Genomic DNA, 13,045 nt, shown 5'->3' with positions numbered 1-13,045 from the left:
CGATAACAAAGAGCCCACTTAGATTTGAATTTCCGCGAGTTCTCTGTGTTTTTGTTGCGAAGTGTATTGATCGACTAAGGCGATGAGTTGTTCTCGATCTACCGGTTTGGTCGTGTAATCATCACAGCCGGCATCGATACATTTTTTGCGATCATGACTCATCGCATGTGCTGTGAGTGCAATAATGGGGCCGGTATATTCCGCTTCCCGTAGCTTCGTTGATGCGCTATAGCCATCCAGCACGGGCATTTGCATGTCCATGAGAATGACATCGAAGGGATTGCCCTCATCACGTGCTTGCAAAGCAAGCTCCAGAGCGACTTTTCCATTATCCGCAGTGGTGACTTGAGCACCTGATTTTTTCAAAATGAAAGAGATCAGCCGTTGGTTATCAGGGCCATCTTCTGCCAGCAGTACGTGGCAATTGAGTTGATTTGTTTTTTGTTCCTGCTTTTCTTCCGAACGATTCACAGGGAATTCTGCCTCAGAAACTTCCGTAACGAGTTCGACATCCTGGAGGGATCCCGTTGAAATACTAAGCGAGAATGTACTCCCTTTTTCTGGAATACTACTGACTTCGATGTTCCCACCCATCATTTTTGCAAGCCGCTTACTGATAGTGAGCCCCAGCCCTGTTCCTCCAAATTTGCGTGTCGTGGATGTATCGGCTTGGACAAAGGGTTGGAAAAGATGGCTCATTTGATCTTTCGTCATCCCGATACCGGTGTCGATGACATCAAACTGCATTTGAGGATCGTTAGTCTCAATATCTTTTAGCCGCGCCACGACACGAATTTTACCGATTTCAGTGAACTTGGTGGCGTTCCCAATCAGATTGATGAGAATCTGGCGGATCCGTGTGGGGTCTGATTGAATCTGTTTCGGAACTGGACCATCATATTCAAGCTCCAGTTGAAGTCCTTTCGCATTTGTGGGCACTCGCATGAGTGAAGTGACTTCCGAGAGAATCTGACAAGGTGAGCATTGGATCTGTTCCACTTCCAGTTTACCCGATTCTACTTTGGAGAGATCAAGAATGTTATTGATGATTTGCAGCAGATATTTTCCATTACGGCGAATGGTTTTTAAGCCTTCAACATGTTCGGGGTCTTCAATCGTCCCTAGCAGAATTTCCGAGAATCCTAAGATTGCCGTCATGGGTGTGCGAATTTCATGGCTCATGTTGGCGAGAAATTCGCTTTTGGACTGGTTCGCGGCTTCTGCTGCTTCTTTCGCCTGAAGTAATGCTTGTTCCGCCTGTTTGCGCGATGTGATATCAGTCCCATAGAGATTAACATAGTTCTCTTTGACAACGGGAGCTAGATTTAGCGAGTAGCATAATTGACTTGTGTCGACTTCGATGCCTACAGAATCGCCAAGATCCAGTGCCTGTTGACAAGCCTCACTGATCTCATAAGGAAGTGAATCATTCACTCGAATTCCCCAATGAGTGAGTAATTCTTTACTGGCAGGGTTAGCATAAAGCAGTTCACCCTCGCCTGAGACGCGCAGAACAGGATTATTATTTTCCTCAGGAATGCGTGAAATCATCTCAATTTTCTGAGATGCACGTTGTTGTTCGGTAATATCAAGAATAACGGCAACAAAAACCGCTCTTTCCTCCAGTGTTGATAGTTCCAGGTTGACTGTCACAGGATATTCGGAACCATCTTTTCGGCGGTGCACGGTCGTAAATTCAAGATTACTTTGAAGACCTTCCACAAGCGGCGCAACAATTTCTTGAAAAGATTGCTGTGTGTGTTCTGGTTTAATTTCGACGGGTGTGAGTTCGCGAAGCTCTTCCATGCTATAGCCAATATTGCGGCAGGCGCCTTTACTGACATGCACAAATTTCAGCGTCTCCTGATCAAATATGTAAATTTCATTCTGGGATCGATCAAGAATTTGGCCAAAGGCACTCAGTTGTTCAGCCTTTCGGTTCGCTACTACCAGATCTTTTGCCTGTCTTCGCAGTTCATCTGTTTGGTGCTCCAGTTTGTGATTGGCGTCCAAAATCATCTGGTTGGCGCTATGCAAATCTCGAGTTCGACTTTTTACTTGAGATTCTACAGACTCATTTGTTGCTTCCAGTTCGGCCTGCTGTTGAGCCATCGCACGCATTTCTCTAAGGCTTTGATGAATGGCAATGAATAAGAAGACATCTTCAAAAACAACCCAGGCACCATGCTCTACCACCCGCCAGGGACTTGCCGTGAGCACACCAAAGATGGCTTGCGGATAAAACAGGCCAAAGGCTAAATGGTCGACTACCACCACTACTGTCGCTGAAATGAGCACACGCCAGTCTCGATAAAAGGCCAAAAACGCCAGGGAACCAAAGATGTGAAAATGCGTTTCAATCCGTCCGCCACTCAAGTGTATTAAGAGAGAGGCCATCAACATTTGGCTGATAGCAACAACATGCCGGGTGAGTGTGGATCCTGAGCGCGTTATCGCCAGATAAATGGGAAAGAAGGAGATCAAGCCACCCAAGAGAATTGAGGCCCAGATATGAAGGTGTATTTCACTTTCCGTTCCCGCCCAGGTACGGGGAGAAAGCCAGAACATGGCAATAATACTGGCAATCCACTGTAAGACCATCAGGCAGGCAAACAAGCGGTCGGTACGCTTAAAGATCTCTAAACGATTCTTCTGAAAGAGTGTTTCTGCTCGTTCCGAAATGGCATCATCATGAATGATAGATTCTATTGTGGTCGACATTATTGATGCTCCTTATCGCAAGTGTCTTTTTTTCCCAATAAGGGGCAGCCGAAAGTGAAAGTCTGACCGGCTCCTGACGCACCACTTATCAAGATCGACTCAATTGCACTCCTGCCAACATTTTCGCCAGCATGTCCGCGTGATCCTGTAATACCGCCACGGAACAACAGTTGCCCCTCTGAGTCAAACAACAGCGTGTACCCTGATGTCTTTGCATGAAATCGCTTTGCTTCAGAACCATCGCGATCACCAAAAACTTTGACGTCGGGTATGTCCTCTGCGGAAAACCAGAGGTCTGTCTGCTCCCAATTTTTGGGGAAGTCAGTTGGCTTAAAGAACAGTACCCTAGCATCTAACTTTCCAGCACAATGTGCCATGATCAGTGCCAGCTCATTAATGCTGGCCCGAGTACAGGGGCAGTGAGGATGAGCAAACATCACGAGGGTTGCGCGATTTGTGTTTCGCTCAATTTGACTATTGGCAGGCCATTGTCGTGGAGGTTGAGTGAATTCGCCTGGAGTCGTCTGATATTTCCACATGGCTGACATACCGATTCCCACCAGACCAAGCCAGAGGGCTGTCAGAGCGGGTAAGGTAAACCATCGAAGCTTCCGTCTATGATTACGGATGACTTGATCGTCGCCGTTGGATGTACTTGTCCCTAGTGGATTCATTGTCTTTACCGTAAATAGTCTGAGGAGTTTGTTTTTTGGACCATTTATTAAATCTGTTTGTCGATCAATGATTGTTTGAAAAAAGCGAGCGCACTGCAAATTCGATTTTGGATATCCCCGTTCCTCTCAAGTTAAGAGACTTACAAACATGATGTTCACTGTGAAGAAAACATAAGTTGCGTTTGTACAACGCGGTGGCGAATTATTTGCAAAAAAGCGCGATTCAGGTGTGAATCAAGAACGGAACGTGGAGAGGCTTCATAACCGGTAAAAGTAAAAGAAACTGAGGAGGTTTTCCTATGAACCGCATAAAAACCTCCCTCAATCCAGGCGAAACACCATAAATAAAATGAATGCTGAGAGTTTCGTTCTTAGAATAGAGAGTGAAATCGCCGAATAACCGATGGTTGAGTTGTATCCCTGTAATTGTCTCTGGATGAGAATTCAACCAGATTTACCTCCCATTTGGAATCGCTGAAAACCTCCTGGAATTGCGAGAGTAAAAACGGCGCAGATCCCATTGATGAACTTCGTATTTAGTTCGTTAGGCAGAGTTTGATGATGAACGGTTTTCGTTTATCTCGTGTAGTTCAACATGCAGCTAGCTGTCATCTTTTAATGAGGATGGTAAACGTTTTAATCTTCTTTGTAGGACATCGCTCCATAGGACACAGAAAAATATGATGAACCTTTCATTCAGCACAGAGGTCTAATCTGTGAGAGGCCACTTCTCGATAATCCGAAACTCATTGAGTCTAAACCATGCCAGATGTAGTTCCCCATATTCGACGCGCTCAACCACAAGAATGTACAACGATCAGCGCCTTAGGCATACGATCTAAATCCCACTGGAATTATTCGTCACAAATGATGGCAACGTTTCGCAGCGAACTTACCCTGTTAGCCGAAGATATCCAGAAGCGACGCGTTTATGTGGTAACAATCGACAATACTATTGTTGGCTACTATTCACTGCGTGAGATCGACTCGAAAGCCATTGAGCTCGAACACTTGTTCGTCGACCCTGATTACTTGAAACGTGGTTATGGTTCGCAGATGTTTCATCACGCGATGGAGGTAATTAAATCCAAGGGGTTTTCTCGCTTAGTGATTCAAAGTGATCCTAACGCTTCCGGTTTTTACGAAAAATTGGGTATTCCATTGGTGAAAAAAATTTCTTCAAGCATACCAGGCCGCTCGATTCCTTGTTTTGAAAAGATCCTCCAGACAGATTAACGTGAAACTTCGACAACTTCAGTTTTTACTCTCATGAAAGAACCACACAGCCATGTCTCAAGATGAAAATATTTCACATGCTGTGAAGCAGCAGCTCATAGATTACTTCGAGTATCTCGCAAACCGCATCGAACGCTTAACGAGAGTGCTTCCGCCTGAGAAATTCTGGATCAATCCATTTCCATTTGGTAATAGTATCGGTCACATCATCGTACATCTCACCGGGAGTGTCCGCCACTTCATTGGAGTTCGCTGTGCGGGAATCGAATACGAACGCGATCGTGATGGAGAATTTAACGATAAGTCAGGAAGAAACGTTGACGAAGTTTTGTCGCAATTTCAAGAGGCAATTGACATGGTTATTCAGACGCTTCACTATCCGGAAAAGATTGATTTAGGTGCACCTGTCACATTTGGCGGAGAACCAGTCAGAAACCAATTTGGACTTTTCCTCGTTTCCGCAGCACATATGAATAATCATGTCGGTCAAATTGTCTATCTGCTACATGCACATGGAATTCATCTAGATGATCAATCATGGTGATTGCTAGTCATTCGTAGGATTTAATGCAATCCTCGTGAGTCGGTGGATAAATGGCGTCCCAGTTGGCAGATGTTGATATTGTTTCGATCATAATGTGATTATTAAAGTTTTCTCACCCGAACAGAACTACTGTTTCCTCTTGAGTGTATCACGAAGAAAGAAATCTCAGGAGCTTGAAATTGATATGCTACTTTTAATCGACTTTGCAGGAAGAATGTTTTTCAGGGTTGACGTAGACATAACCGATTTCCAGAGTTAAAATCAGATCAATAAAATATTCTTACCCTCGCTCTATATTTTCCCCATATACATCGTTGTCAAACGTTGTAGATCTGCCACCCTGGAATCGATTATGCTGAATATTTTTGATCAGTCTGCCAGCAAATTCTGTAATCAAATATCGCGTCGGAATTTCATTAAAGTAGGGGCACTTGGTCTGGGCGGTCTTAGCTTGCCTCAGGTACTCAAAGCTGAGAAGCAGTCGGGCAAAAGCAGCTCTCACAAATCCATCATCATGATCTATCTGCCAGGTGGGCCGCCGCATCAGGATATGTATGATCTCAAAACGGATGCACCTGCTGAAGTGCGTGGCGAATTCAAAGCTATTTCGACCAATGTACCTGACATTCGCATTTGTGAACATCTTCCCAGGCTGGCCCGGATTGCGGACCAATGTGTGTTTGTGAATTCGCTCGTCGGTTCGGTAGGTCAGCACGCATCGTTCCAATGTATGACCGGACACAACTCGGTCAACCAACCCGCGGGCGGTTGGCCTGAATTGGGGTCCGCGTTGTCACACTTGAAAGGGAATCCTCGGGCGATTTCACCCGCTTATGTCAATCTTTCGCCTCGGATGCAGCACACTCCTTACAACTTTGGGAAGAATAGTTTCCTGGGCATGGCTCACACCCCCTTCAATCCGAACGGCGAAATGAAAGGCGACATGACACTCAACGGCATTACATTAGATCGTTTGCATGACCGGAAAAGTCTGCTAAATAGTTTTGATCAGTTTCGGCGTGATGCCGACAGTAGCGGGGTGATGCAGGGGCTTGATTCGTTCAACGAGCAGGCTTTCGGTGTTCTCACTTCAGGAGGCCTGGTTGATGCGCTCGATCTTTCGAAAGAAGACCCGGCAGTTCGTGAACGCTACGGTACAGGAACGGAAAAAAAGCAAGGGGACGCCGCACCACGACTGAACGAACAATTTCTTCTTGCGCGGCGTCTTGTCGAAGCCGGGGCGCGCGTTGTGACTCTGAGTTACAGTTTCTGGGACTGGCATAGTCGTAACTTCAAACGGGCGAAAGAAAATTTTCCTGACTTCGATCAGGCCATGACCGCCCTCATCGAGGACTTGCACCAACGTGGCATGGCTGAAGACACGACAGTCATCGCCTGGGGCGAGTTTGGACGTACTCCCATGATTAACAAACAGGGGGGCCGTGATCACTGGCCGCGCGTTTGCAATGCGTTGCTCGCCGGTGGTGGGATGAAAACAGGTCAGGTCATTGGCACCACAGATCGCCTGGGTGGCGAAGCGAAAGATCGTCCCGTACATTTTCAGGAAGTCTTCGCGACACTCTATCACAATATGGGAATCGACGTGCAGCAATTAACATTACCTGATCACGCCGGGCGACCTCAATATCTGGTCGACAGCGGTTATCTACCGCTGGCCGAAGTCATTTGACACTCTCTGGTCGCTTCTTGCTTTGGGGCCATTGGCTTCAGGTTGCTTTTACCTGCCGTTGTTCTCAATCTAATCAACGCGCCGTAGTACACAACCTTTCGTGGTCGATTTTAGCTCCGCGCGTCTTGCTCTTATTAGAATTGTTTGGTTCGCAGCTTACTACCAAGGGTTCCATTACTCGAATACCATAGTTGCCGAAATTCTTCAGGCGTCGTCTGGTGTGTTTGTCAACGATATGATTCGATGAAACGAGAATGGCACCATCTGAAGCAACGACATGCTCTTTAAAGATCATGCCATCTACTAGCTCTTTAATCATGACACGTCGGGTAGTATCACTGACAGACTCAACGATAGCTCGTTCCAGTTCATCGATAATGAAGGAAGCAAATGTCTCTGGTTCTCTACGCAAGTGCTCCAGGGGCAAATGATTCGAGGAGTGGACATTTTCGAGAAATTTGTATTGACGTACGATTCTGATTAGATTTGCGGCAAGTGCGAGTGACTCGTTTCGAATATTGCCTTTGATTAAGGGCACAAGGTCACTCTGCTTGTCGTAATGATTGATTATCGTGGAAACCGTTTCCAAATTACAGATCTTATTAATGAGATCTGTGATTGCCCTGTGTTCTTGGTCATCATTTGTGGAAATGATATCACGAGCTTCAATCAGTATGGCTGCCGTTTCACAGTCTTTGATATGTTCAGGACTTAGTATTTGTGCTAAATCGCAAACTAACTGGACAACATGTTCCGAGCGTGGACAGACAGATCTGACAAGTCGATTGAGTAAATAGAGATATTTGCTATTTGACCTGGCAAACCGGTCCCGCTGTGAAGCGGTGAGAATTGCCAGTGAAAGCAAGCCAGCGATTTCATTGAACAACGCAAGGTGGGCTTCGGAGTATGCATCAATCTCGATACTCGAAAAAAACAAGAACCCAACACTATGTCCTTCGACAGTCAGTGGAAATGTGAACGAAGACCGAATACCTTCATTTACTATCAAACGTGTTGATTCAGAGTGGGGGTGTTTTTGAAGGTACTCTTCAAGATTATTTAGTATTCTAGGCCGTTTCTGCTCCAAAACAAATTGAAGTGAAGATCCTTTGAGTGGAGCACTAAAATTTTTGCCGAGCATCACGTTACTATCGGAGCGGCACCAACGTGAAACGACGAGTTCTCCCGTTTCGTCGAGCAGAGCACAACCAATTCGATTGAATGGCAATACAGGCTGGAAACTTTCGTAAATGGAATTCAACACTGCATCCAGCGATTCCCCTTGCAAGACTTGTTCTGTTAACCCGGAAAACAAGTTTGCGAGCATATCTTTTGAAGGTTCATCTAAATTAGATATTGATTCAGTTTCAGTCATCGTTCGCTCTTTCCTATTTTAAACACCGGATCAGAGAGAGGTGATGTTTCATCACATGCATGTGCTTGGCATAGCTCGTCACCAACTCCATCAGCTTTTTGATGGAAGGCTTTTGGCGGTCTCGTTATGGCACCCCGGATCGAGGCTTTTCTGGCGATCTGTTCCTATTTTTTAATAGATTTAATCTATATTAAAAATAGGTTGCATTCTGGTAACGTGCGTGGAGGTATAACTCTGGAATAGGTGAAAATGAGGAAAGTAAAGAAGGTATCAGCGGCCGGCGTTTCATTTGTCAATTAGTTCTAGTGAATAAAATAGTTGCTTTTTGGATATGTCAGAACAGAGTCGTTTATTAACGATCACTCATACTGGCCATCGCTCCACTTATACTTGTGTCCTGAATTAACCCCTCCGTCTGATCTCTATAAACGAAAAACGACTCAGAGCATTTTGCTTTGAGTCGTTTGATATCAAAATGCCCAAGAGAGGACTCGAACCTCCACAGCGGCAAAAAATGAAAGAAAATTCGCTAGTAGTTAGACACGGAGGGGCGCGTTGTTATACGGCAAGGATTGCGAACCTGGATCAGTTCCAGGCTCAACCCAAATGGGAAATCCCAGATAACAGCATTCTTCGATGAACATGAGTGTGTCTTGTCAAACATTCTCACCAAAATCAGGCCGAAACTATAATCACAATTTGAACTTACTGCTGAATCGCTTCATCCTATACTTGCAGGAGACCACATCATAGCTAGTGGGTGTAGCCGTCTCCTCGGGCGTTTAATCCGCTCTGGTCTTTCAGCTGGAAATGTTCTATATTGGGCTCGCTCGACGAAATGGACTTTGTCACTCGAACAGAAAGGTCCCGGCATGAATCGCTGTCTTTCGCTCCTCATTCTGACCCAACTCGTTTTCAGTATAGCTGCTAGTTCCACTACTGAAGCTGCAGAAACACAGCCTCTTACAATTAAAGAGATCAACCAAACCTGGCAACAGCGCCGCGAACGTCTGCAGGCAATGCGGGTCGAGCTGTCTCTAGAAATAGCGACCAGTAAGCTGCTCTTTTATCCTGAAGAAGAAGAACCCATCAATCCCCCCAGCACCTATTCTCCTCTGACTAAAGCAGATATGGAGAGTCTCAAAAAAGAACTGGTGATCAATCATGCCAGGTACTCAATACTGCTTGATTCCCCCAGGATTCATTACCGCCACTGGGGACGTTTTCCTTCTGACCGCCTGAAAGAGACCATCTCATTTGATAATAACTGCTTCAGCAATGGGCTGACAGTGACCAGACTGCAGCAGTCACAAGGAACACCCTGGATCCATATATTCAAAAAAACTGAGACGAGTGATGTGTTTTCTGCCCTATCACAACTTCCACTCCGCTGGGCACTCCTGGCAGGAGATCGCGACTTGGGAGAAACCCTGGAGGGTTTTACAGTCCGAAGCGAAACGGAACCCATTTTGGATCTCGACTGTACCGTTTTGGAACGAACAGATACAGAGGGTACAGCTCGTCTCTGGGTCGCTCCCAAATCACACGATTGTACGGTGCTGAAATATGAGTATCATAATGCAGATAAGTTATTGGTCTCGAGTCAAATTCAATACAAAATTGATAAAGACTGGGGGCAGGTCCCCACGACTTGCGATCTGAAATCTTTTTACGGAAATGAAGATTTACTGCGAAACAGCTACAAATATTTTTTCGATATCCTACATGCCAAAGCAAGCATTCCAGCAGAAGAGTTTCAGGTAAAGTTTCCCCAGGGAGCCCGTGTCTGGGATTCCCGTAAACGGGATGCCGACGGCAAAGTTATAACTTATACGGTGAATAAAATTACCATTCCTCGATAAAAATTAGACACTCGCGCTTCTCGTGTTTGCAAACAGAGAAAGACCATCACAGACTCCCTTAGTCGTTACTGATTTCACGGAAAAGAAATCACAACCCCAAAGTGTTTCACCGTGCCTCTTGAGAAATTCATTCCACGAATCGGAGGTGCGATCTGGACCAGGTTCAATACGTTCTTCCTTCAATATATTCTGTGCAGTCTGTCGGCTAATCTTTTTGATACCCAATTTCCGAAGCTCTCCAATAAAGCGGGTGTAACCGAAACCAGTTTCAATGGCGATTTTGATGACTAACTCACGAATCTGCTGAGGTTTCCGTTTACCACCTTTAGGATTTTTGGGCTTGGACCTGCCATTCTTCTCGTCACTAGCCCATCGGGTAAAGGTCGCTGGACTGACTATCGAAATCAGTTCCTCGATGGCTCGACCAAGAATCTTTCCATATTTCAACAGAGTTTGGCGTTCTTCATAAGTTGTATGGATTTGCTTCGGGAGTCTTGAACGCAGAATCGCATTCTCATGTTTGAGGTATTCGACATATTTAGCCAATTCATTATGGGTAGCTAAGGCAATAAAGACAGTAGTTGGTGGAAAATTCGGCTCATGGGTATATTGTCAGTATGCGATAATTGTGGAAGCCGATACACATTTGTTTTACCCTGCTGGGCAGCTGAAAGAAAACAAAAAATCAATGTGAGATTTGAAACCACTTCTAGATGACCTGTTCAAATACCATAGATTGCCTGGTCAGATTTTTGGGAACCATTCAAACCCTCGAACCTTTAGTCAGTCCGCTTGTGAATTCCCCCTACTTATCCCCCCCCCCCCCACTAATACACGCTATCCGAGCAAAAGCAAAGCATGGTTAAAGCTACTACGGTCTTCGGAACCGGGGTAACACCAGCGCTGTATTTATCATTTTATATGCAGAACAGAATTAGCTGTGGCTTTCAATATTAGCTAAAGCTGTCAATCAATGATCGATTGTAATTTGTTTTGATGATTCTAATTACAAGTCAACTCAATGAATTGACCATGCGGGCCAAGTAACACAAACAAAATATATCACCAGCTGGCGATGGCTCGTATTATGAATGACTGCTCATAACCTCCGGAAAATGTTCCCAAGCCAAGCCCGGATTGAACTTGCAACGATTCAGTCAAGTCATAATGTATCTGGGGTACAACGATGAAGCTAGACTCTCCATTGAGTTTTGAGGTGCCGTTAGTTTCCACACCCAGTTTTGTATTTGGGGCCACGTCTGCAAAAAGTGAGATATTCAGAATTCGTTCAAATGTTTGTGAGTTTTGAGCTCCCTCTAGATCCATGCGGCCTCCGATCATAAAGAGTGCACTCCAGGTTTCATTGAATCGAATACCACCCAGGTACAATAATGTGGTATTCCATTGCTCCCAGGCCACCGTTGGCTCAACGAGCATCTGAATACCATGGATATAGTGATTGTCAAAAGCAGTTCCTATTGTCCACTGAAGACCCAGCTTATATTCCTCCAGTGATGAATTTTCGAAAGGAAATTCAAACTCGATTGCAAAATTATCAACGATGGCATATTCCAATTCCGGTGCCCACTCAATCCCTTTTTTGTCAAGTGTTGTTGGACCGGGGCCAAAAGGGTCGTCATTTTCTGGCTGGGTATTTGATTGTGCCCATGGAAAGATAGAAAGTGTATTGATCTCCACTTCGCCTTTACGAGCCCCTAATGGCCGGACTAAATCAAACAGTAGTGGCTCCGGAACCTCTACATGAGCTATATCATGTTCATGTACTTCAGGTGCTGCGTATCCTCCTAAAGCTAGTGAATCTTTCAAGAGCGGAACTGTATCCGCAAGGTAGTCCGGGTTAGTCGGTCTAAAATCATTCAAATTCAGATCGGACCCACAGACTGGTTTGCTGTCCATGATTCCGGCTAGAAAGATACCACAACTTACTAGCCATGCGAGTCTGATAAATCGTTCGTTTATCATATAGATTTCCAGTTTCCTTTTCGTAATTAGCGTCTGAAGAAGCAGCTTCCATTGGTTACAAAGCTACAGATTTCTCCGAAAGTTTTGTGATTCCATAGATTGATTAATAGAAGTGTTAGATCTCACATCAGTCAGTAAGTCAATTTATTAAACTTTGTAGGTTGCAATCGGGGATAACTCACTACTACATTCAATTTGCGAAGCGATGAATTCAAATTTAGGTTCGCATTATTTCCTCCTCTGCGAATAAAGTGAATTTAAGAAGCTGCTAGTGAGTATTCTGCGGTATAGGATTGTCTAACAATACTTTGGTCGAGCTACTTCCTTCCTGCAAAAAGGATTGAGTTCGATAGCCTGCCTGGTTTCACAGTAAACGATTGGTGAAACTCAAATAGATTGGCTCCTAAGAAATAAATAGAGAGTCCGCATTGAATCCGGCATCTTCATAATAGGCAATCATAATCAAATCATATTCTTCTGATTCATGCTTTAGCAGCGCTTCATGAAATTTTCGAAATCGCTTGATGAGTTTTGTATAAATAATTCCATTGACTTGTAAATGCATACTCTCTTCAGCCTGATCTGCAATCGCGTTGATTTCTAAATACAGTTCTACGTGTTGTTCATTCAAACGCTTTGCTTCCTTACAGAGCACAGGAATGATTTGTAAAGGGTCGTCAAAATATCCCAGTGTGTCCTCAAGCGTGAAATGCATTTCTAGTATGTCTCGTAATTTGTTAATCAATTCGCTAAACCGCGCAGGCTCAAGGTTTCTTTTGTCTTCGACTGAGCAGAGTTTCCAAAGAGTTTTCAATAATTCAACGAGTCGTAAATTATTATCCTTAATTTCCTGAAGAAAAGCGGCGTTGATTGTGATATTAGATCCGTTGATGCTCATGTTCTCGTGTCCTTCTGAGTCGAACAAACGATTTTAAAATTTCTTTTTGGATCCCATACAAA

At 44.7% G+C, this 13,045-nt stretch carries 10 protein-coding genes; 4 read left to right on the top strand and 6 right to left on the bottom strand.

The features are described 5' to 3' along the window. Positions 1 to 18: 18 nt before the first annotated feature. Together V202x_RS09965 and V202x_RS09960 are read right to left on the bottom strand one after the other, a co-directional pair. Complete coding sequence (locus V202x_RS09965; protein ID WP_145173775.1) at positions 19 to 2,721, bottom strand: ATP-binding protein; 2,703 nt, start codon at positions 2,719 to 2,721, stop codon at positions 19 to 21. Continuing rightward, a complete protein-coding gene (locus V202x_RS09960) occupies positions 2,721 to 3,395 on the bottom strand; it encodes a hypothetical protein (RefSeq protein WP_197993317.1) in 675 nt (224 codons plus the stop codon). The genes V202x_RS09965 and V202x_RS09960 overlap by 1 nt, the downstream gene beginning before the upstream one ends. A gap of 762 nt (positions 3,396 to 4,157) precedes the next feature. On the opposite strand from V202x_RS09960, the gene V202x_RS09955 reads away from it, so the two are divergent. The 3 genes from V202x_RS09955 to V202x_RS09945 all read left to right on the top strand — a co-directional run bounded on the left by V202x_RS09955 (position 4,158) and on the right by V202x_RS09945 (position 6,865). Then, on the top strand, positions 4,158 to 4,631 hold the full coding sequence (locus V202x_RS09955; protein ID WP_145173773.1) for a GNAT family N-acetyltransferase: 474 nt from the start codon (positions 4,158 to 4,160) through the stop codon (positions 4,629 to 4,631). Between the two features lie 52 nt (positions 4,632 to 4,683). Beyond that, complete coding sequence (locus V202x_RS09950) at positions 4,684 to 5,175, top strand: DinB family protein (protein WP_145173770.1); 492 nt, start codon at positions 4,684 to 4,686, stop codon at positions 5,173 to 5,175. 352 nt (positions 5,176 to 5,527) lie between these two features. Then, positions 5,528 to 6,865, top strand: a complete 1,338-nt coding sequence (locus tag V202x_RS09945) for a DUF1501 domain-containing protein (RefSeq protein WP_145173767.1) — start codon at positions 5,528 to 5,530, stop codon at positions 6,863 to 6,865. Positions 6,866 to 6,938: 73 nt separating this feature from the next. Here the strand turns inward: V202x_RS09945 and V202x_RS09940 are convergent, their stop codons facing one another. After that, the gene (locus V202x_RS09940; RefSeq protein ID WP_145173764.1) at positions 6,939 to 8,240 is read right to left on the bottom strand and encodes a GAF domain-containing protein; all 1,302 of its coding nucleotides are present in this window, start codon (positions 8,238 to 8,240) and stop codon (positions 6,939 to 6,941) included. 872 nt (positions 8,241 to 9,112) lie between these two features. Between V202x_RS09940 and V202x_RS09935 the strand changes: the two genes are divergently transcribed. Then, entirely contained in the window at positions 9,113 to 10,102 is a 990-nt protein-coding gene (locus V202x_RS09935) for a hypothetical protein (RefSeq protein WP_145173761.1), read from the top strand. A 3-nt stretch (positions 10,103 to 10,105) separates the two neighbouring features. On the opposite strand, the gene V202x_RS09930 is transcribed toward V202x_RS09935, so the two are convergent. The 3 genes from V202x_RS09930 to V202x_RS09920 form a co-directional block, all read right to left on the bottom strand. Further along, the gene (locus V202x_RS09930; RefSeq protein ID WP_145173758.1) at positions 10,106 to 10,648 is read right to left on the bottom strand and encodes a hypothetical protein; all 543 of its coding nucleotides are present in this window, start codon (positions 10,646 to 10,648) and stop codon (positions 10,106 to 10,108) included. A 516-nt stretch (positions 10,649 to 11,164) separates the two neighbouring features. Beyond that, a complete protein-coding gene (locus V202x_RS09925; RefSeq protein WP_145173754.1) occupies positions 11,165 to 12,085 on the bottom strand; it encodes a hypothetical protein in 921 nt (306 codons plus the stop codon). A gap of 403 nt (positions 12,086 to 12,488) precedes the next feature. After that, entirely contained in the window at positions 12,489 to 12,983 is a 495-nt protein-coding gene (locus V202x_RS09920; RefSeq protein WP_145173751.1) for a hypothetical protein, read from the bottom strand. Positions 12,984 to 13,045: the final 62 nt, after the last annotated feature.

Source organism: Gimesia aquarii, assembly GCF_007748175.1.
GTDB lineage: Bacteria > Planctomycetota > Planctomycetia > Planctomycetales > Planctomycetaceae > Gimesia > Gimesia aquarii_A.
The sequence above is the reverse complement of the archived record's forward strand: the minus strand, read 5'-3'. Positions and strand labels throughout refer to the sequence as shown.